The organism is Gluconobacter wancherniae NBRC 103581 (assembly GCF_007988885.1).
In the GTDB taxonomy this organism is placed as follows: domain Bacteria; phylum Pseudomonadota; class Alphaproteobacteria; order Acetobacterales; family Acetobacteraceae; genus Gluconobacter; species Gluconobacter wancherniae.
This window is the reverse complement of the sequence record NZ_BJUZ01000001.1, coordinates 1065576-1085997: the sequence shown is the minus strand read 5'-3', so window position 1 is coordinate 1085997 and position 20422 is coordinate 1065576. Positions and strand designations below refer to the sequence as shown.

The window sequence follows — 20422 nt, the reverse complement described above, 5'->3', positions numbered from 1 at the left end:
CAGAAACATCGACAGGGAGGCTGAAGTCGACGTGAGACCCGTCCGATTTATCAAGCGTGTATTTCGCGCTGTCGCGCCTCCTGCCCTGTTCATCTCCCTCACAGCATATTTTGGCTGGAACGCTCTGCATGGAGCGCATGGGATACGCGCCTATCAGGAGCAGTTAAAGCTAAAGGATCAGGCCCTTCAGTCTCAGCAGGATTCAAAGGACGAACAGATCGTATGGCGCCGACGTGTGGCGGCACTCAAGGAGCAGGCGCTGGACGCCGATATGCTTGATGAGCGTGCACGTGCCATGCTGAACCTGACGCGCGCAGGCGACATTGTCATTCCCTACGGGCCTCACGACAAACTGTTCTGATCAGGCTGGTGCCAGCAGGTGCAGAGCATCAGACATAAAAAAAGCGGCCCTTAAGGCCGCTTTTTCCTTGGTCGGAAGGAAAATTACTTGATCTTCGCTTCACGGAACGCAACGTGCTTGCGAGCAACCGGGTCGTACTTGCGAACTTCCATCTTGCCAGTTGCGGAACGTGCGTTCTTCTTCGTGACGTAGAAGTAGCCGGTGTCCGCGGACGAGACGAGACGGATCTGGATGACGTTTGACTTGGCCATGGTACCCTCGGGCTTGCGCCTAACTAGATGCCGCTCGCAGGTTCCGAAGCAGCAAGTTGATCTATGTGCGGCGCAACATGCTAATTTGTGGGGCGCAGGTCAAGTGTTTCTCACGGGTTTCCTGCTTTCATCCACAGAAGAATGCCATTCATGCGTCTGTATGTACCTGTTTTACCTGACGGTTTGGCTTGTGATCGAACATAAGAGAACTTATAATGAACAAAGAGAGACACCGCCCCGGCGGCCATCAGCCCATCTTCATCTAAGAGATCCTGTTTCATGCTGACCCGCAAGCAGCACCAGCTTCTGCTCTATATAGACGACCATCTCCGTCGGACGGGATTTTCGCCCTCCTTTGACGAGATGAAGGATGCTCTTGGGCTGCGTTCCAAGTCGGGCATACATCGTCTTATTTCAGCGCTGGAAGAGCGTGAGTTCCTACGCCGCCATCACCACCGTGCCCGTGCCCTGGAGGTTCTGAGGCTGCCTCATATGGGAACCGGTGCGGAGACATCGACAGCCGAATTTTCTCCCGCGGTTCTGTCGGGCAAAGACATGGCATTCGAAGGAAAATTTGCGGAGGCAGAGAATGAAAATGAAGCTGCTCCCCGTAGTATTTCCCTGCCACTATACGGGCGTATCGCCGCAGGCCTCCCGATAGAAGCCCTTCGTGAGCAGGGTTCCCAGATTGACGTTCCTGTTTCATTGCTCACGAACGGTGAGCACTATGCTCTTACCGTCACGGGAGATTCAATGATCGAGGCAGGTATTTTGGACGGAGATACTGCCATCATCAGGCAGGGTGAGTTGGCCGAAAATGGACAGATCGTTGTTGCTTTGATCGATAATCAGGAAGTCACTCTGAAGCGACTGCGGCGCAAAGGAGCAATGGTAGCTCTTGAAGCAGCCAATCCGGAATACGAGACACGTATCCTCCCTGCGGATCGCGTCCGGATTCAGGGGCGTCTCGTGGGGCTTTACAGGCACTATTAAGTTTGTATGAGCCGACACAGTATTTCTGTCGGCTCGACGCTTATCCTGCCCGCTCTTCAATTTATTTGGGCGTGGGAGTGCCTTTGACAACGCGCACGCTGCCGTCCGGAGAGATCAACGTGCTCGTTCCGTCCCCATTGGGGATGACAATAACTTTGTTCCCCGGTTTGCTGAGGTAACGGGACGCATTATCGGAAATACCTGCAGGAAATGATGGGATCGGGACATTTTTCTCGTGCCCAACACCGTTTTTGATATCATTGGTCTCACCGACGGAGATCGACTGTCCCTGTTTCATCTGGGCACCACTAGCGCCAAGTGCGCCGCTGCCCGCAATGCCCCCCATGAATGTCTTGTCGAGGGCTGCACCGCCGAAATACGTCGCGGGATCGCCCAATGCGCGGTTAAAGGTGCTGTTTGGGTTTTCGACGTCTCTTAAAGTGGGAAGTGGTTGAGGGGAGCCTGGCCACATATTGCCATGTTCAGGAAGGATGGGTTCAGCTGTAACCACCTCTCCGCGGGAACGGCGCATATTTTCGCTGTCACCCAGAGGTGAGTTCGGGTTGCTTCCAGGCCAGAAAAGCGTGTCGTGGAAATATTTTCCAATTCCCGAACAGCCGCTCACAGCGAGTGGCAATGCCAGCAGAGCGGCCTTCCGCATTTCTTACTCCCAGACAAGTATGGGTTTGAACACTAGCGTCTGTTTGATTGCAGCACCAGCCAAGGGATTGGCGTAAAATATAGGGGTTGGTCGATATCAGGGAGTTGCTTTGGTGGCCTTGCCTTCATGTCTCGTCATTCTTGCAAAACCCGCAGTCAAATAGCCCCATCCGCTCAGCACGGTTGGGATGACAGAGATCCACAACATGCAGGCTCCGATCTTGGCTGCGGGCAGGAATGGAATATGCAGAAATATAGCCGTGTCGTCGCCTGCGATGAGAAATCCTATCGCGACCATCTGGATGCCTGTCTTCCACTTCGCCAGTCTCGTGGATGGAAGTGTTTCGCGCTGGGAAGCCATATATTCACGCAGCCCGCTCACGAGTATCTCACGGAGCATGATGATGATCGCAGCATATAGCGAATACAGGGGAAGGTGATCAAAGCCCGCCAGAGCAAGTAAAAGAGCGCCAACCAGAAGCTTGTCGGCAATCGGGTCCATCATGCGGCCAAGCTCAGAAAACTGATGCCACCGGCGTGCCAGCGCACCATCGAGGTAGTCTGTAATGCACGCAGCCGCATAAAGGACGCACGCGATCGTATCCGTCAGGGGTGAGTGAAACGCCATGAGTCCGACCAGCACCGGAATGGATCCAATGCGGAGCAAAGTCAGGATGTTGGGCAGATCAGTAAGCATCACAAACAGTCTAAACAGATTCCGTCCCGCACGTATGCGACAATTCCATGATCAGGTGTTGAATTTTTCGGGCCACATCATGGATTTAATGCAGTTCTGGATTCTTCTCGCACCCATTCCGGGTGAAAACGGCCATATATCGAGACAGCAGTCTCTGAACTGATGCCTGCCACGGCTTTAAGTTCCTCAAGACTCGCCTGCTTCACACTTTTGGCAGAGCCAAAATGGTTCAGAAGCGCTTTTTTTCGGGCTGCTCCGATTCCCGGCACATCATCGAGTTCCGATTTTGTAAGTGCTTTGGAGCGACCTGCGCGATGCGTCGTGATTGCAAAGCGATGCGCTTCATCACGCAGCCGTTGCAGATAATACAGAACCGGATCTCTTGGCGGGAGCTGGAATGGCGCGCGGCCTTCCATGAAAAACCATTCGCGCCCAGCATCGCGATCGGGGCCCTTCGCAATGGCGACCATCACAATGTCGGTTACGCCCAATTCATCCAAAATACCTTTGACGGCATTATATTGGCCCAGACCCCCGTCGATCAGGAGCAGATCTGGCCAGTCTTCAGGGCGACTCTCCCCCGTCACGCTTGCGCCCTTCGCAAAACGCCGCCGCATGACTTCACGCATCATGCCAAAATCATCACCCGGCGCGACTGGCCCTTTTATGGAGTATTTTCTGTAAGCGCGTTTGTTGAAGCCTTCGGGCCCACCCACGACCATCACGCCATAAGGCGCCTGCCCCATAATATGTGAGTTGTCGTAGGTTTCGATCCGCTGAGGCGTTTCGGAGAGGCCGAAAACTTTGGCCACACCTTCAAGGAGCTTTCTCTGGCCGGTATTTTCAGCCAGTTTCCGCTCCAGTGCTTCCCGTGCGTTCAGCGTGGCATGCTCAATGACATCTTTTCTCTCCCCCCGCTGCGGACGGTTGATTTCCACTTTTTGGCCGAGTCGTATTGAGAGTGCATCCTGAAGCAGTTTCTGCTCGCTGAGATCACAGTTTACCAGAATGGATGGCGGTGGTGGCTTGTTGTCGTAAAACTGTATCAGGAACGCTGAGAGTACGTCTGCCGGAGTCTCGTCTTCTGCGTGGACCGGGTAGAATGCACGATTGCCATTATTGCGGCTGGCACGGATAAAGAACACCTGAATGCAGGTCTCGCCAGCGGTCTGCCATATGGCCACGACATCAGCATTATCAATCGAAGACGGATTTACCGTTCCAGAGTTCTGCATGTTGGCGAACCCGCGAATACGATCACGGATCGCAGCTGCGCGTTCGTATTCCATGGCCTCTGATGCCCGCTCCATTTCTGTCGCCAGTTGTTGCTGGAGTTCGGTGTTTTTTCCAGACAGGAACTGACGCGCCTGCATAACCAGTTCGCTGTAATCGTCCTTGGAAATACGATCCACGCAGGGGGCCGAGCAGCGCTTGATTTGATAGAGCAGGCAGGGCCGCGTCCGGGAATTGAAGATCGCGTCCGAACACGAGCGTAGCAGAAACGTCCGCTGGACGAGGTTAAGGGTCTGGTTAACAGCCCAGGCATTGGCGAATGGGCCCCAGTAGGTAGCCCCTTTTACGGGCTTTCCGCGCTGTTTCGTAATCTGCGCATAGTCATGGTTTTCCGTGAGCATCAGCCAGGGATAGCTCTTGTCGTCGCGCAGCAGGATGTTGAAGCGAGGCTTCATGCGCTTGATGTAATTGGCCTCAAGCAGCAACGCATCGGCTTCCGTACGCGTGATGACGATCTCCATGGAGACCGTGAGTGAGACCATACGCCGCAAGCGCTCGGGAAGCTGGTTTGTGCGTGTGTATGACGAGACGCGCTTTTTCAGGCTCAGCGCCTTGCCCACATAAAGCACCTCCCCTTTCGCTCCCAGCATACGGTAGACGCCGGGGCTGAAGGGAATGGTTTTCAGTGCTTCACGAATGGCATCCGGTCCGCAAAGTGCCTTTTGTGCCGGAACCGCAACCTCAAAGGCTGCGTCCTGAACGTGTGCTCCAGCATTGAGAAGGTCGGTCATAAAACACCTTGCAGGACGTGTTCAGTCATCCACTGATCCTGTGGAAAAGTCTGTGGGCTGAAGCATGACAGAATCATGAAAGGCAGGGTTTCTCTGTCCTGCTGTCAGATTGCACAATTTTTAAGCACCTTTTGCAACTCATTGAAATCGTTAGATTATGGGTTGCGAAGAGCATTTAGACTGGTGGAGCAACGTGCAAATCTTTGGAAAGAAACAATGTCAATGCCCGATTGCCACCATGGTGGACAATTTTTTGACTCTCTTTCTTCTCTGGGCCTGATTTGTTCCCTTGCGCATCGCTCCCGAGCCTGCAGTTCAACCTCTGCTGGAAGCCTGTTCTGCGTTTTCCAGGAGGCGGAGCATGTTGCCTCCCCAGATGGCCGCTATCTGCTTCTCATCAAATCCTTCAGCGAGGAGGGCACGGGTCACCGCTGGTGTCTCAGACGCGTCCTGCCAGCCTTCGATGCCACCGCCACCGTCGAAATCGGAGGAGACACCAACATGCTCGATGCCAATCCGTTTCGCCACATATGAGACATGGCGCGCAAGATCCGTGAGTGTACCCCCACCGCCCTTCTTCAGGAATGAGCCCATGGCTGTAATCTGAATAAGGCCCCCCGTTGCCTTGAGAAGATCAAGCTGTTCGTCATCAAGGTTGCGAGGATGATCACACAGCGCCCGCGCACATGAATGACTCGCAACAACCGGAGTCGAGGATTGGGCTACGGCCTGCATCATGGTCGCTTTGGATGTGTGTGAGACATCCACAAGAATTCCATGGCGGTTCATCTCACCGATGGCTTCGCGCCCAAGCGCCGAGAGGCCACCATGGAGGGTTGGGTCATCACCAAGGTCTGCGCGAGGAATAGCCGCATCTGCAAGGGCATTGTGCCCGTTATGGGTAAGCGTCATGTAGCGCACACCATAATCACGCGCGAGGAGAGCAATTCTGCTGGGGTCCCCCCCTATGGCGTGCCCATTTTCGACCGCGGGCATAATGGCCAGAGTACCCGGCGTGTTTGCAGCTTTTCGTATGTCACTTGCTGTACGACAAACTTTTGCCGAGAGCGCATCATGTCTTCCGCCAAGGCCATTGATCACCTTCAGCATCGCCTGGACCCGGTCCCACGCTGCATCGTGGCCTTCTGCGTCGCGCGATGTCTGGGGGATGTAAGCTGCAAGGCATACTGCCCGCAGACCACCTTTTGCAGCCTTATGCACATCCACCTGTCGCGGCGAGGAACTCGCCCAGGCGTCGTTCCGATCAGGCCAGGGAATGTCGATATGTGTGTCGAGGGTCAGGAGTGTGTCGTGCAGGTCAGTCATGATGCTTCCAAGATCGGGATCGCGCGCCAGAAACACAAGAGGGACTTGTCATCAGCGCCAATCCGGACAATCCAGAAATCATGCGTCTGATTACCTGGAACATCAATTCACTCCGCCTGCGAATGCCGCTTTTGGCGCGCCTGGTGGAAGAAGAGCAGCCGGACATTGTCTGCCTGCAGGAAACAAAAGTCCCCGATCCTCTCTTTCCGGCGGAAGATGTGGCGGCCCTGGGCCTGCCGTATCACGTCTATAAAGGGATGAAGGGCTATAACGGGGTCGCGATCCTGTCGCGTCATCCCATAGAAACTGTGCAGAACATTCCCGACTGGTGCGGTCGCGATGATTGCCGGCACGTTGCAGCCAGCGTGCAGACCCCCAGTGGACCGGTTCTGCTGCATGATTTCTACGTGCCTGCGGGCGGGGATATCCCCGATCCTGATCTGAACGACAAGTTCGCTCACAAGCTTTCATTCGTGGATGAAGCCACCAATTGGTTCAGGGAAATCCCCCCTGCCCGCAGCATCCTTGTCGGCGACCTGAACATTGCGCCGCTGGAAAATGACGTTTGGAGTCATCGTCAGCTTTTGGGCGTCGTAAGCCATACTCCGCCGGAAACCACCCGAATGAGCGCGTGGATCGCTACAGGCTTTACGGATGCCATGCGACACATCGTTCCGGAGCCCGAAAAACTTTATACATGGTGGTCATATCGTAACCGGGACTGGAGAAAGTCCAATCGCGGTCGCAGGCTGGATCATGTTTGGTTGACGCCTGATCTGATGCCGTCCCTGCGAGACATCCGTGTTCTGAAGGATGTAAGGGATTGGTCCAGCCCGTCTGACCATGTGCCAGTCGTTCTGGACCTCGATCTCTGAAGATCGCGACGTGATTAACGGGGAGGCTCAGGCCGTGTGCTGGCCTGTTGCTTCCCGTGCGCTCCAGCCTTCTGGATCAAGACGGTAGCCACCGCCTTCTGTGATGAGCAGGGATGTCTTGGTTGGATCCGGCTCGATCTTCTGGCGCAGGCGATAGATATGCGTCTCAAGCGTGTGCGTGGTTACGGCAGCATTATAGCCCCATACCTCGTTGAGTAGCACCTGCCTTGCAACCGGTCGCTGACCTGCACGGTAAAGATACTTGAGAATCGCGGCTTCTTTTTCCGTCAAACGGATACGGCGATTCTTTGCATGTTCCACAAGCTGCTTGGCAGAAGGGCGGAATGCATAGGGGCCGATCTCAAAAACGGCATCTTCGCTGTTTTCGAAAATGCGAAGCTGTGCCCGTAGGCGCGCCAGAAGCTCGCCAATGCGAAAAGGTTTAGCGACATAATCATTTGCGCCAGCATCGAGGCCGCGCACAACATCCCCTTCCTCATCAGAGCCGGTCAGCATGATGATGGGAAGGCGCAGGCCCTGCCTACGAAGCTGCGCACAGAAATCGCGCCCGTCACCATCTGGGAGGGTGATATCGAGCAGCATAGCATCGTAGCGAGCGCCTTGGCGGCTTAGAAGTTCTCGAGCAGTTTCAACGGAAGTCGCTTCGACAGCTTCAAGCTCTCCTCCCTGCTGGAGCTGCTCGACGAGAAGTTGGCGGAGTGTGTCATCGTCATCGACAACAAGAATTGGACGTGGACCAGCCATAGTTGTTTTTCTCGTCTCGTCTTCTGCAGGAAGGCCTGCATATCCGTATGTTTCCGCATGTGTTGCCATGCGACCGATACCGCCATTGAAACCTTATGACAGCAAGCTAGTGTCTGAAATATGACAAGTGCATCTCCAAAAGGAAACAGGCTTAATGTGTAAAGCTGTTTTAAGATCGGTTGGACAACAGCGCGTTTTGCTTTTCGAGAACAGGAGTTTCCGCGCATTTATTGGTGAATCAGGGGTCTCATCACATAAAACTGAAGGCGATCATGCAACGCCTGTGGGAACCCTTCCGTTCCGTCGAATTCTCTATCGCGCGGATCGTGTGGCGAGGCCCGTCTCTTCGGCAGGCCTTCCTGTAGAGCCGATTGCCCCGAACGATGGATGGTGTGATGACCCGTCACACCCCGAATACAACAGGGCGGTTACTCTCCCCCATCCCGCCTCGTGTGAGCGCATGTGGCGGGATGATGATGCTTATGATCTTTGCGTCGTTCTCGGCTGGAATGACATGCCACCAGTCCCTTCGGCAGGGTCGGCAATTTTTTTCCATCTTCCACCCAGGCGGGGCGTGACCGAGGGATGCATCGCCGTTGACGAGTCAGATCTGAGATATCTGCTTGAAAACGGCGTGACTGAGATTGTGGTCGAGCACCCCTGATAACATCTCAGGAGGCCGGGCTGTTGTGCTCGGGTGGCGGTGTCATGGAGACTATAATGTCCCCTGGTGAGGGGTGGGTGCGGTCATTGTCCTCCGCCGAGCGGATCAAAATGGCCGTTCCGCGTCGTACGACAAGAATGTCGAGCTTGTTGTCATCCTGCCCGAACTTCGCCGCATCTTCTTCTGTCGCAACAGTTGCGATGAATCGCCATCCCCGGTCAAACAGGGTTTCAAACAGCGTGTAATTCCACGCGGGTTCGCCAAGGACCTTGCCGCGGGCATCACGGGATAGTCCATGGTAGAAATCAAGTCGTGCCACGCCGGGGCTGATTTGGAAGACTCTCTGCCGTCCCATGCTCGGAGCCAGATGACCACAGACCATGCCATTGTAAATACCGTCCGCAGTGGTTGCGATCAGATAATCGGCTGGTCTCTCTTCCAGCGATTCCTGCCCATGTTGGGACAGGAGTTCCGTGCGCAATACGGGAATCGACAGGCGTGCGGCAGGCATGAGCGCGCTTGAACGGTTGTCTACCAGCAGCACAGGGATGCCTTCGCCGTGTAAGCAGGCCGCAAAATCAATCGACCATGGACTCGCACCGAGGATCGCCATCGCGGGCTCATTTGAAAGAGTGAGCTTCAGCCGACGAGCCAGTGGGCTTAACGAAAAGCCATGCAGGATCATGGTCACGGCGATGACTGCAAAGACAGCAGGCATGATCAGGTCTGCGGAGCTGTATCCGGCTTCACTCAACCGGATACCCGCAGCACCCGCTACTGCGGCGGCAACGATACCACGCGGGGCAATCCATCCCACGAAAAGCTTTTCCTGCCAGCTCATTTTAGTACCAAGCGTGGACAGGAAAATACCAGCAGGCCGCACGACAAACAGGACAACGAGCGTTAGCGCAAGGATGGGAATAGAGAGGCGCGCGAGGACCATTCGCTGAAGGTCGGCTGTCAGCATGATGAACAGTACCGACACCACTAGAACGACAAGGGACTCCTTCATCCGTCGCAGTTCACTCAGGCCTGGAATGTGAAGGTTCGTTAGTGCCATGCCGAAGATCGTCACGGCGATCAGACCAGCGCCTTCCATCTCCAGATTACAGACGCAGAAAACGACAAGTGCCAGTGTCAGCAGTACTGGTGTCTTGAGGATCTCCGGCATCATGTCACGCGTGAAAAGGTATCGCATGAGATAGGCTGGCAGAATGCCCGCTGCGATGGACTCTGCCGCAGCCGCCAGAAGATCAGGAAGTGTGTGCGTGAAGAACACACCTGTGTGCACATCCACATGCAGCAGCATGAGCTGTAGCACGACGGCCGCGAGGATCGCTCCGAGTGGATCGTTGACGATGGCTTCCCATCTCAGGAACGCTGCAGGGCGCGCCTGTAGTTTTGCGCTTCTAAGCAATGGCAGAACAACGGTTGGCCCTGTGACGACGATTATCGCCCCGAACAGCAGAGACGTGCCCCATTCCAGATGCGCCACGAACCGTGCTGCCAGAGATCCGAGCACCCAGTTTATGGGCAGAGCCAGCATAGTCAGGCGCGCAACGCCCTCGCCTGCTTCACGGAGCTGGCGGATATCAAGTGCCATGCCTCCTTCGAACACCACGATTGCGACCAGAAGAGACACCAGCGGCCTGAAAGCCCATCCCATCGTCACGGAGGGGTGCAGGATGCCCAGCCATGGCCCGAGGATCAGTCCCAGCGCGAACAAAAGCACGATTGCGGGGAGCCGGAAGCGCCAGGCAACCCACTGAGCCAGCATGCCTGCGCCAAAGGTACAAAGAATTCCTATTAGGATATCGTATTGCATGTTCTAGACGACAGCATCCGTTCTGGTCTCGGGAGCTGAGCATCATACTGTTTCTTTCCCGACTCGCCTAACGACAGTCTTGCCATATATTCAAAGGCTGGAGAGAGTTCGGAATTATGGAAAAATCAGCCCTGCACATTCGCCCAGCGCAGTCTCTCGACCGGGAGGGAATCTGGCGCATCATAGGCCCCGTGATTCGCAAAGGTGAGACCTATGCCCTGCCCCGACAATGGGGGCGCCGTCAGGCTCTGGCTTACTGGATGGACGTCTCTCACCGGGTATACGTTGCCGTCGCTTCTGACGAACAAATTGTCGGAACGTATTATCTGCATTCGAATCAGATGGGCGGCGGCCAGCATATCGCCAATGCGGGATTTGTTGCTGTGTCAGGTCATGGTGCCGGGAGGTCTATGGGAGAGCATGCAATTGAAGAGGCCGGACGCCTTGGCTTCAGGGCCATGCAGTTCAACTGTGTGGTCAGTACTAATCTACGCGCTATCGAACTGTGGAAAGATCTTGGCTTCCGCATTCTGACAGCGCTGCCGGGTGCGTTCGAGCACCCGACGCATGGTTATGTAGACGCTTTGATTATGTGGCAGGATCTGCCTCAGCGATAGGCTCTTCTGCCTTTGGCGCTTCTACTTTTGGTTCGACAATACGCTCCATGACGCAGGCAAAGAAGCCATCAGTTTCGTCACGAAGAGGTGTCAGGGAGAACTGGGCTTTCTCTCTGAGTTCGGCCGGAAGAAGATCGGACATTTCTTCCTTGGGAACGCGCCGAAAATCGGCGCGACGCTTGAGGAATGCATCAATCTGCTGCCCGTTTTCGCAGGCCAGAAGCGAGCAAGTGGCATAAATCATACGTCCGCCGGGCTTCACCAGAGACGCGGCACGATCAAGAATCTCGGACTGCTTCACGACCAGTTCTTCGATATCCTGAGGGGTCAGGCGCATGCGGGCATCGGGATTGCGGCGCCACGTGCCTGTGCCGGAGCAAGGCGCATCAACCAGAACGCGATCGAAGCTGGCGCTATGACGCTTGGCCCATTTGTCACCCGTTACAAGCAGATGGGCTTCCGCATTATGGACCCCTGCACGGCGAAGACGCTTTTCAGCGCCAGCCAATCGCTTGTCGTGCACATCACATGCGGTGATGCGGCCACGGTTGTTCATCGTCATCGCCAGAGCGAGCGTCTTTCCGCCTGCTCCCGCGCAATAATCAACAACTTTGTGCTGGGGTGTCGCGCCAACCGCTGCGACGACCAGCTGGCTGCCTTCATCCTGAATTTCGATAAGGCCATCGCGGAAAGCCTGGGTGGCAGTCACGGGCTGACGACCGTCAAGGCGCAGGCCCCAGGGTGAAAGCTTCGTTGGAACAGCCTTAAGCGATTCGCGGCGCAACGCGTCGAGAGCCTTATCGCGGTCGGCCTTAAGAAGATTGACGCGCAGATCAAGTGTTGGTGTGCCGAGCATGGCCGCCATCTCGTCTTCGAGGCGTGGGCCAAACGTCTCCTTAAGTGTCTTTTCGATCCAGTCCGGATATTCAAGGCGGACGGCGAGAGTCTGCTGACGTGAGGAAAGTTGCTTGCCTTCCAGATCCTTGAGAGCGATGTCTTCACGGGATGTCAGCGGGCTCTGTGCATAGCGCTCACCGCTGAAAAGCTGGCGAACAACGTCCATGTTCATGCCAGAAAGCAATGCAGATGCGGCGCACAGAAGGCGCGGCGAAATTTCACCGTGTGTTTCGCGCAGATGCCAGTGCAGGCGGCGCCAGCCACGCAGCACATCCCACACCATCGCCGAAACCGCCCTGCGGTCTCCGCCGCCGATATACCGCCGGTCACGGAAAAAAGCGTTGGCGGTAGCGTCGGCTGGACGGCGGGGCGCACTCTGGATCGCACAGAGCAGATCGATTGCGGCGGAAAGGCGTGCTGCGGGGGTCATGCGCACCCGTAGCCGTTTTGGCCTCTCAATGCGAGAGGCCATATGCAGGTTAAGGTCAGTCCTGACGGTAATTCGGCGCTTCACGCGTGATCGTCACGTCATGAACGTGGCTTTCGCGCAGGCCCGCATTGGTAATGCGGCGGAACATTGTCTTGACCTGAAGCTGATCGATTGTGGCAGACCCCGTATAGCCCATGCCTGCACGCAGGCCGCCCACGAGCTGATGAACGACGGCAGCCATGGAGCCCTTGTAAGGGACCTGCCCCTCAATGCCCTCAGGTACGAGCTTCAGGGTGTCGCGAACCTCTGCCTGGAAATAACGGTCAGCCGAGCCGCGTGCCATTGCGCCGAGCGAGCCCATTCCACGGTATGCTTTGTAGGAGCGCCCCTGATACAGAAACGTCTCACCCGGGCTTTCCTCACATCCAGCAAGAAGTGAGCCAACCATGACGACATCCGCGCCCGCGCCAATCGCTTTGACGATATCGCCGGATGTGCGGACGCCACCATCTGCAATTGCAGGAATGTTAAGTTCGTGACAGGCTTCAGCCGTTTCCATCACTGCTGAGAACTGCGGAACACCAACGCCTGCGACCACGCGTGTGGTGCAGATCGATCCTGGTCCGATGCCGATCTTTACGCAGTCAGCACCTGCTTCGATAAGCGCACGTGCAGCCTGCGGCGTGGCAACGTTACCGGCAATGATCTGCAAATCCGGGTGGTTGGCTTTCAGGGTCGAGACGGTTGTCAGGACACCGCGTGAGTGACCGTGAGCCGTATCGACAACGACGACATCAACGCCAGCGTCCACAAGAGCTGCCGCACGCTTCAGGCCATCTTCGCCAACACCCACTGCCGCTGCACACCGCAGACGACCCTGACTGTCCTTGATGGCAAGTGGATGGGCAATTGCCTTGTCCATGTCTTTGACGGTGATAAGGCCGGTGCAGCGACCTGCTTCATCAATGACCAGCAGCTTTTCGATACGGTGTTTGTGCAGGAGATTGCGTGCTTCGTCAGGCGCAGCTCCATCACGAACCGTGACAAGGCCCTCACGCGTCATCATGTCGCGGACAAGAACGGTTGGGTCCGTGGTGAAGCGCATGTCGCGGTTTGTCAGGATGCCGACCAGAATGCCCGTACCCTCTTCCACCACTGGAAGGCCGGATACGCCATGGCGCGCCATGATTGCATGTACTTCAGCGAGGGTCTGATCGGGTCCTACAGTGACCGGGTTTACCACCATGCCTGATTCGAAGCGCTTTACGCGACGGACCTGTTCGGCCTGTTCTTCAATGGTGAGGTTTTTGTGGATCACGCCCATGCCGCCCTGCTGGGCCATGGCAATTGCCATCGAGTACTCGGTGACGGTGTCCATTGCGGAAGACATCAGCGGAATGTTGAGTTCGATGGCGCGTGTCAGGCGCGTGCGCGTGGATGTCTGGGCAGGAAGGACGGAAGATTCAGCTGGTTCGACGAGAACGTCATCAAAGGCCAGAGCCTCGCGAATACGCTCGTGTGCGATCGTGCTGTTATAGGAAGATGATGTCATGGCCCGCATGCCCCCGTTAACGCGCCACAAGGGCACGAAATGTCTGAGCCGGAGACCAAGAGGCCGTCCGGCCGTTGGCGGGTCCTCATAAAGCACAAAGCCCCCGGAGGGGAAGTGTGTTTTGCGGTATTTTTTAAAGAAGTTTTTGGCTGGGAGACCTGGATTCGAACCAGGGCTGACCGGGTCAGAGCCGGTAGTTCTACCGCTAAACTATCTCCCAAGCGGTGAGGTGGTATCTACCCAAGACCCTCTGGGGGCGCAAGGGGGGTAAATCACTTTCTTTCAAAAAAAATGACTTTTTTCTTGCGGGGGTTAAGGAGTGGCCGCATGCTGTTTTTCAAGGTCCCCATGAGGGCGGGTCGGGAGCCTAAACAGATGAGGCATGAAGCAGAAGATACTGGAATGACGGGGCGAGAGTCTCTTCGCTCTTCTGCGACCCATGCCCGCGCGGGGACCTTTTTTGGTGCCATCGACCTCGGCACCAATAATTGTCGTCTTATGATTGCCGCCCGTACGACCAATGGCTTCCGAGTTGTAGACAGCTTCAACCGCTCTGTACGACTGGGTGAAGGACTGCGTGCCAGCGGACGTCTTGCTGAAGAATCAATGAAGCGCGCACTTGATGCACTGAGCATTTGTGCCGAGCGCATGCAGCAATGGCCCCTCGCCCATGTCCGTGCGGTTGCAACTGAAGCCTGCAGACGAGCAATCAACGGTCAGGAGTTTCTGGCACGTGTCCGTCGTGAGACGGGGCTTGTCATTGACATCATCACAGCGCGCGAAGAAGCAGAGCTTGCCTTGGAGAGTTGCTCCCCTCTTCTTCAGGCCGGACTGCAACGGCATGTTGAGCCTGAGCGCGGCGTTCTGTTCGATATTGGCGGCGGTTCCACGGAGGTTGCCTGGATACGGGTGGACCGTCGTAACCAGCGCCAGACGCTTATTGGTATGACGAGCATGCCGGTGGGTGTTATCAATCTGCAGGAGATGTTTGGTCAGGGCCATGATGAGGGTGCTTACCCGGAAATGGTCGAGTACGTTCGTTCCCAGCTCATGGATTTTGAAGGCGTGCACCGGATCCGCCGTGAAGTGGGTCAGGGAAATGTGCGACTGATCGGCACTTCAGGCACTGTAACGACGCTTGCAGGCGTTGCGCTCTCCCTTCCCCGTTATAACCGTGCAGCTATTGATGGGCTGACTTTGCCCGGAAACATCATGCTTGATGCGATCGGCACACTTCGGGGCCTGGGCGCGGAAGGTTTGCTTGCGCATCCATGCGTCGGGCATGACAGGGCAAAATTCGTGCTTCCGGGGTGTGCAATTTTCGAAGCCATGCAGTCATTATGGCCTGTTGATGACGTAACGATTGCAGACCGGGGGTTGCGTGATGGCATGCTGCTGCGTATGGCCCGAGATCATAGCCAGCGCCCCAATCGGGGACAGAGCCCTGCAACCCGTCATGTTTCGCCCCGCCAACCAAGGGGCCCTCTTGGGAATTACGCCACGATATGAAGCCGCCCAAATCCCGCTCCGGTTCTGGCAAGAAGGACACGGGAATAAAGCGCGTCCCCGGTAAAGCTCTTAAAAGTGCTGCTGCACCTGGTGCCTCCGATGCTGGTCACGATTCAGCAACATCCCGGACCTCTCGCGATAAATATGTTGCTCTTCGGACTGCAAGAGGCCGGACACCGGCCCAGCAGCGCTGGCTGAACCGCCAACTCAATGATCCTTACGTCGTTGCGGCGCGCAAGCAGGGTTGGCGTTCGCGCGCGGCCTTCAAGCTGATCGAAATCGACGATCGTTTTAAACTGATCCACCCCGGCACCCGCATCATTGATCTGGGTGCCGCACCCGGTGGCTGGACGCAGGTCGCGGTGAAACGTGGTGCAAAGCATGTGGCGGGCGTTGACCTGCTCCCTGTTGATCCGGTCGCAGGTGCGGAAATCGTCGAAGGCGATTTTACGGATCCGGAAATGCCCGATCGTCTCAAGGAAATCCTGGGTGGCCCTGCTGACCTTGTGATGTCCGACATGGCCCCGAACACCACAGGACACGCTGCGACCGACCATATTCGCATTATGGGTCTTGCTGAGGGTGCTCTCGATTTTGCAATGCAGGTGCTTGCTGAGGGCGGCAGCTTCGTCGCGAAGGTTTTTCAAGGGGGCTCTGAAAAGCAGATGCTCATTCCGATGAAAAAGGCCTTCACCAGCGTCAAGCACGTAAAGCCGCCAGCATCTCGTAAGGATTCAAGTGAGCTTTATGTTGTCGCGACAGGCTTTCGCCCTGATCGCCTGAATGGCGGAACCTAGTTCTCTATACGACTGCTTTCCAGATGCCCAATTTATATGGGTATCTGGAATTTATTTTATAATCATTGAGTTACGGTTCTTATCGGTGTTTTTTGAGTTTGTTTACTCTGGGCCTATAGTTATGAAGGTCGCTCTTTAAGCCTTCCCGCTCCTGAAAAACACTCCTAGTCATCTTGACCAGATATCTATTTCGTCCCCACAACGGATAGGTATGATTGCAAGCCTCATTGTTCTTTTTGTGTACCTCGCAGCGTTGCCTACGCTCTCTCTCGTTCTGGCACGGCGACCGCACAAAGACCTGCCACCTTGGGCCATCTGCCTCTCGCTGGTCGCTACCGAGACCTCCACACTCACCGTCGTGAGCGTGCCCGGTGTTGCTTACCATCAGGGATACGTCTTTGTAGGGCTTGCCGTGGGCTATTTGCTCGGTCGCATCGCGGTGGCAATTTGGTTTTTGCCGCTGCACGAACGCGGTGCTTCGTCGATCTATCGTTACCTAGGTCAAAGATTTGGCGCCAGACTTCAAAAAATCGTCTCGGGCACCTTTTTGTTGACCCGTCTTCTGGCGGAGGGCGTCAGGCTTTACGCGGGCATGCTCCCGGTCGCGCTTCTTTGCTCAGCCATTGGGCTGCATCTCTCCCCCCTTGCCTTGCTGTCCCTGATCGTCGTTTTGACGTTGGCTTATACGTTGGCAGGTGGATTAAGGGCTGTCATCTGGTCTGACAGCCTTCAGCTCATGCTCTATCTTGGGGGCAGCGTTGCCTGTGTAGTCGTTTTGTATGGCCGCGCAGGATCTGCGGTGTTTGACGCTGCACCTCTCTTTACGTCAGGTCTGCCGCCTTTCACGAACCCATTTTCCTTGGCAGGCGCTGTTGTCGGCGGAGCCATTCTTTCGCTCGCGTCCCACGGCACCGATCAGCTGATGCTTCAGAGATGCCTGACTGCACGTACCCTGAACGGGGCAAGAGCAGCGCTTGTTTCCAGCGCTTTTGTAATTGCCGGTCTGTTCGCTCTGCTTTCCTGTGTTGGAGTGGGATTGCATGCTTTATTCCCCCATACTTCTGTGGCGCCCGATGCACTGTTTCCACAGTTCATCATGACGTTGCCTCCTATCCTGCGCGGTCTTCTGATTGCAGGAATACTGGCAGCGACAATGGGGTCTCTTTCAAGCGCAATGAACGCCATGGCCGCAGCGACGCGTAGCGATTTTCTGTCAAAAACTGGTATTTCACTGCGGAGCATTACCGCAGTATGGGCGGCTTTGTTGGTGGGAACAGCGCTGGTATTTTCTCACCCAGGCGGTTCAGCCGTCGTGTTCGGGCTGTCCATCGCTTCGTACAGCTATGGCGCGACATTAGGCGTCTTTCTGCTCGCAATGCTCTGGCATTCACGTGACGAAAAAACTGCAATCGCAGGATTTATCACTGCAGTATTGTGTCTGGCCTGTGTTTCGATGGTCCGCATTGGTGGCCACGCTATCGCGTTCCCGTGGCTCGTACCCGTAGGGGTAATCGGGGCGTTTACGGGAGCTACAATTTTCTCAGGCTTGAGGTGGATGCACTTCCAGAAATAGCGATATCGCTTTCTGAGCTTTAGCAGCATCTGCGCCGAGTGTAATCAGCGCGCCAATCTGTCGTGGGTGCCGGACCAGGGAGCGGGTCAATGCAGTGACCTGCACGGACCCGTTGCTGAGCGCGACGCGTGCCGCAGGCGGAAGATCCTTTGCAAAGTCGTCACACACGACACGTAGAACGGCAAATGGTAGGCCTGTGCGGGCAAGCACGCCGCTTTCCATATCGACGGCAACGCAGCGGGTTTCGCGATAGAGCTGCTGTTTTTCTTCAGCTTCCGCGATCATGATGTCGCTGTGAAGAATGCCACCTTGCCGAGCACGATGAGCGCCAAAACGCGCGCTTAGTATCTGATCTGTTGGCACATTTTTGCCATCAACATGGATATGGTCGGCTACGATCACTGTGCCTGGCTGCACGCTGGAAGACAGGCCCCCAGCACATCCGAAGGAAAGAAGTTTTGTGGCTCCAAGCCGGAGCAGTGCTGCGGCGCCACGCGTCGCTCCCTCAGCATTTGCATTGCTTATTGCAATGGGAGCGTCCGGCAGGAAGCGGCGGATGATGCGTGCTTCCTGTTTAAGGCCAACCAAAACACCAAGCATCAGAAACCGTACTCCACGCGACCCGTGTTGCTGGCACTGAGATTGCGATAACGGGACAGCGCCGTGAGCGGAAAGAACTGCTTGTAGCCATGGTAACGCAGATAAAAGACTTTGGGGAACCCTACGGCGTTATAAGGCTCTTCGTGCCACTCGCCTTTCTCGTCTTGCTGGGAAACGAGATATGACATGCCGCGCTTCACTGCGTCACTTTCTCTTTGCCCAACGGCCATGAGTGCGAGGACCGCCCAGGCCGTCTGGGTGGGAAGGCTTTCTTTGTAGACGCCAGGGGCGCCACCTTCATAGCTGGCGCAGTCTTCTCCCCATCCGCCATCCGGACGCTGGACGTCTTCCAGCCACGCCACTGCACGCTTGATCATCGCGTCGTCATGCGAAACCCCAGCAATGTTCAATGCGCACAGCACGGACCAGGTGCCGTAGATATAATTCGTACCCCAGCGACCGAACCAGCAGCCTTCTCGCTCCTGTTCTGCTCGTAGATATTCCAGTGCCTTGTCGATGACAGGCCGATCCTCCGCGTGTCCCAACTGACACAGGAAAGAGACGCAGCGTGCAGAGACGTCAGCCGTTGGAGGGTCCAGCAGTGCGCCGTGATCTGAGAATGGAATGTGGTTTAGCAGTTCCAGATCGTTGTTGATATCAAATGCACCCCAGCCTCCGTTGGTGCTTTGCATACCAATGATCCATTCCCGAGCGCGTTCGATAGCCTCGCGATTTTCTTCGGGATCAAGGCGATGCAGCAGCATGCCGACAACTGCCGTGTCATCAACATCCGGGTAATAATCGTTTTCGTACTGGAAGGCCCATCCGCCAGGGCGGAGATCCGGAGCATTGATGGCCCAGTCTCCTTTGACGTCCAGAATCTGACGATCACGAAGCCATGCAGCGCTCTTTTTGAGAGCGGCAACGGTTTCGTCACGTTTTGTCGCATGGGGACCTGATGCCGCTTCCAGCATGGCCAGCCCGGAAAGTGCTGTATCCCAGACCGGAGAAACGCATGGCTGACAGTAGATTTCGTTGTCTTTTTTGACGAGCAGATCCTGAATGCCCTGCCAGGCAGTTGCAGCTCTGGGGTCTTCGTCTGGCACACCAAGCGCGCGGTACATCATCACGACGTTGGCCATCGCAGGATAGATTGCCCCCAGTCCGCCCAGACTCAGGCGCTCTTCGACGAATGCAATGGCAACCTTGATCGCTTTTTGATGCATCTTGCGCGGCAGCATCGGTACGATAGGGCGCAGTACTGTATCAAGATGCTTGAACACCCGTCCCCAGACAGAGCGGTAAGGGCCGCGGATCCAGTCGCGTACTTCTTCAGGGGGGCGAACAAAGAGTTCCTGGACATGTATTCCGCGAGGGTTGACGGCCAGTGGCTTTAAAGACCCTAGAACCAGCATCGGCGCGATAACCGCACGCGACCAGTAGGCCATGTTCCAGACTGAAAAGAATGCGGTGCGCGGAAGAAGCATCAGCTCAACCGGCATGACGGGAGTGGCACGCCATGGCACTTCACCGAAAAGGGCAAGCTGAATACGGGTGAAAACGTTCGCGCGCGCCGCGCCACCGCGGTCAAGAATTGCCTCTCGCGCCTGCTTCATGTGTGGAGCGTCGATATTGTCGCCAATGGCTTTCAAAGCGAAATAGGCTTTGACGGTGGCCGAGAGATCAAATTTTCCGCCTTCGTAGAGCGGCCAGCCACCGTGATCGCACTGGGTACGTCGGAGGTATACCCCGATGCGATCCTGTTTCTCCTGATCGATCCGGTCTAGGTAATGTTCGAGAAGGACGTATTCTGAAGGTATCGTCGCATCGGCTTCGAGTTCGAAGACCCAGTGCCCGTCATCTTTCTGGCGCCCTCCCAGTGCAGCATGGGCACCGGTAATGGCGTCGTTGATATCACCTGCATCAACAGGCTTGCGGGACAGGGTCTCGCTCACGCGGGCCTCCTTTTCCAATACGTCAGAATAGATCAGCATTTTTTCGAACGA

20 protein-coding genes and 1 tRNA gene are annotated in these 20422 nt (G+C 56.0%); 8 read left to right on the top strand and 13 right to left on the bottom strand.

Features of this window, described 5'->3' with window-relative positions; all coding sequences use genetic code 11:
• Window positions 1-31 precede the first annotated feature (31 nt).
• Complete coding sequence (locus tag GWA01_RS05040; protein ID WP_146794621.1) at window positions 32-361, top strand: FtsB family cell division protein; 330 nt, start codon at window positions 32-34, stop codon at window positions 359-361.
• Between the two features lie 83 nt (window positions 362-444).
• On the opposite strand, the gene rpmG is transcribed toward GWA01_RS05040, so the two are convergent.
• Complete coding sequence (gene rpmG, locus GWA01_RS05035) at window positions 445-612, bottom strand: 50S ribosomal protein L33 (protein WP_146794619.1); 168 nt, start codon at window positions 610-612, stop codon at window positions 445-447.
• Window positions 613-722: 110 nt separating this feature from the next.
• Window positions 723-893, bottom strand: a complete 171-nt coding sequence (locus tag GWA01_RS12985) for a hypothetical protein (protein ID WP_186819464.1) — start codon at window positions 891-893, stop codon at window positions 723-725.
• On the opposite strand from GWA01_RS12985, the gene lexA reads away from it, so the two are divergent.
• On the top strand, window positions 892-1605 hold the full coding sequence (gene lexA / locus GWA01_RS05030) for a transcriptional repressor LexA (RefSeq protein WP_146794617.1): 714 nt from the start codon (window positions 892-894) through the stop codon (window positions 1603-1605). The two genes, GWA01_RS12985 and lexA, sit on opposite strands and share 2 nt — an antisense overlap.
• A gap of 61 nt (window positions 1606-1666) precedes the next feature.
• Here the strand turns inward: lexA and GWA01_RS05025 are convergent, their stop codons facing one another.
• From GWA01_RS05025 to GWA01_RS05010, 4 genes are all read right to left on the bottom strand, one after another.
• The gene (locus GWA01_RS05025) at window positions 1667-2266 is read right to left on the bottom strand and encodes a hypothetical protein (RefSeq protein ID WP_146794615.1); all 600 of its coding nucleotides are present in this window, start codon (window positions 2264-2266) and stop codon (window positions 1667-1669) included.
• A 96-nt stretch (window positions 2267-2362) separates the two neighbouring features.
• Window positions 2363-2962 carry a CDP-diacylglycerol--glycerol-3-phosphate 3-phosphatidyltransferase gene (pgsA, locus tag GWA01_RS05020; protein WP_146794613.1) on the bottom strand — a complete coding sequence of 200 codons (600 nt, stop codon included), beginning with the start codon at window positions 2960-2962 and terminating at the stop codon, window positions 2363-2365.
• Between the two features lie 77 nt (window positions 2963-3039).
• Window positions 3040-4986 carry an excinuclease ABC subunit UvrC gene (uvrC, locus tag GWA01_RS05015; RefSeq protein WP_146794611.1) on the bottom strand — a complete coding sequence of 649 codons (1947 nt, stop codon included), beginning with the start codon at window positions 4984-4986 and terminating at the stop codon, window positions 3040-3042.
• Between the two features lie 315 nt (window positions 4987-5301).
• Window positions 5302-6312, bottom strand: coding sequence for a dipeptidase (locus GWA01_RS05010; protein ID WP_146794609.1), 1011 nt, complete (start codon window positions 6310-6312; stop codon window positions 5302-5304).
• An 80-nt stretch (window positions 6313-6392) separates the two neighbouring features.
• Between GWA01_RS05010 and GWA01_RS05005 the strand changes: the two genes are divergently transcribed.
• Window positions 6393-7187 (top strand): exodeoxyribonuclease III, encoded by a 795-nt coding sequence (locus GWA01_RS05005; protein ID WP_146794607.1) that lies wholly within the window; start codon window positions 6393-6395, stop codon window positions 7185-7187.
• 27 nt (window positions 7188-7214) lie between these two features.
• On the opposite strand, the gene GWA01_RS05000 is transcribed toward GWA01_RS05005, so the two are convergent.
• Entirely contained in the window at window positions 7215-7952 is a 738-nt protein-coding gene (locus tag GWA01_RS05000) for a response regulator transcription factor (RefSeq protein ID WP_146795551.1), read from the bottom strand.
• 154 nt (window positions 7953-8106) lie between these two features.
• Between GWA01_RS05000 and GWA01_RS04995 the strand changes: the two genes are divergently transcribed.
• Entirely contained in the window at window positions 8107-8616 is a 510-nt protein-coding gene (locus tag GWA01_RS04995) for a L,D-transpeptidase family protein (RefSeq protein ID WP_146794605.1), read from the top strand.
• Window positions 8617-8623: 7 nt separating this feature from the next.
• Here the strand turns inward: GWA01_RS04995 and GWA01_RS04990 are convergent, their stop codons facing one another.
• The gene (locus GWA01_RS04990; protein ID WP_146794603.1) at window positions 8624-10441 is read right to left on the bottom strand and encodes a cation:proton antiporter; all 1818 of its coding nucleotides are present in this window, start codon (window positions 10439-10441) and stop codon (window positions 8624-8626) included.
• A gap of 116 nt (window positions 10442-10557) precedes the next feature.
• Here GWA01_RS04990 and GWA01_RS04985 point away from each other — a divergent pair, with 116 nt between their 5' ends.
• A complete protein-coding gene (locus GWA01_RS04985; RefSeq protein ID WP_222592690.1) occupies window positions 10558-11058 on the top strand; it encodes a GNAT family N-acetyltransferase in 501 nt (166 codons plus the stop codon).
• Here the strand turns inward: GWA01_RS04985 and GWA01_RS04980 are convergent.
• The 3 genes from GWA01_RS04980 to GWA01_RS04970 form a co-directional block, all read right to left on the bottom strand.
• On the bottom strand, window positions 11030-12385 hold the full coding sequence (locus GWA01_RS04980; protein WP_146794601.1) for an RsmB/NOP family class I SAM-dependent RNA methyltransferase: 1356 nt from the start codon (window positions 12383-12385) through the stop codon (window positions 11030-11032). The genes GWA01_RS04985 and GWA01_RS04980 overlap by 29 nt on opposite strands.
• Before the next feature lie 55 nt (window positions 12386-12440).
• Window positions 12441-13937 (bottom strand): IMP dehydrogenase, encoded by a 1497-nt coding sequence (guaB, locus tag GWA01_RS04975; RefSeq protein ID WP_146794599.1) that lies wholly within the window; start codon window positions 13935-13937, stop codon window positions 12441-12443.
• A 146-nt stretch (window positions 13938-14083) separates the two neighbouring features.
• Window positions 14084-14157: transfer RNA gene (locus GWA01_RS04970), tRNA-Gln, on the bottom strand.
• Window positions 14158-14312: 155 nt separating this feature from the next.
• On the opposite strand from GWA01_RS04970, the gene GWA01_RS04965 reads away from it, so the two are divergent.
• From GWA01_RS04965 to GWA01_RS04955, 3 genes are all read left to right on the top strand, one after another.
• A complete protein-coding gene (locus GWA01_RS04965) occupies window positions 14313-15446 on the top strand; it encodes a Ppx/GppA phosphatase family protein (RefSeq protein WP_146794597.1) in 1134 nt (377 codons plus the stop codon).
• Window positions 15443-16243 carry an RlmE family RNA methyltransferase gene (locus GWA01_RS04960; protein ID WP_146794595.1) on the top strand — a complete coding sequence of 267 codons (801 nt, stop codon included), beginning with the start codon at window positions 15443-15445 and terminating at the stop codon, window positions 16241-16243. The genes GWA01_RS04965 and GWA01_RS04960 overlap by 4 nt, the downstream gene beginning before the upstream one ends.
• 211 nt (window positions 16244-16454) lie before the next feature.
• On the top strand, window positions 16455-17816 hold the full coding sequence (locus tag GWA01_RS04955) for a sodium:solute symporter family transporter (RefSeq protein WP_146794593.1): 1362 nt from the start codon (window positions 16455-16457) through the stop codon (window positions 17814-17816).
• Here the strand turns inward: GWA01_RS04955 and GWA01_RS04950 are convergent.
• Window positions 17784-18416, bottom strand: coding sequence for a phosphorylase family protein (locus tag GWA01_RS04950; protein WP_146794591.1), 633 nt, complete (start codon window positions 18414-18416; stop codon window positions 17784-17786). The genes GWA01_RS04955 and GWA01_RS04950 overlap by 33 nt on opposite strands.
• The gene (shc, locus tag GWA01_RS04945; protein WP_146794589.1) at window positions 18416-20410 is read right to left on the bottom strand and encodes a squalene--hopene cyclase; all 1995 of its coding nucleotides are present in this window, start codon (window positions 20408-20410) and stop codon (window positions 18416-18418) included. Before shc ends, GWA01_RS04950 begins: the two co-directional genes overlap by 1 nt.
• Window positions 20411-20422 lie beyond the last annotated feature (12 nt).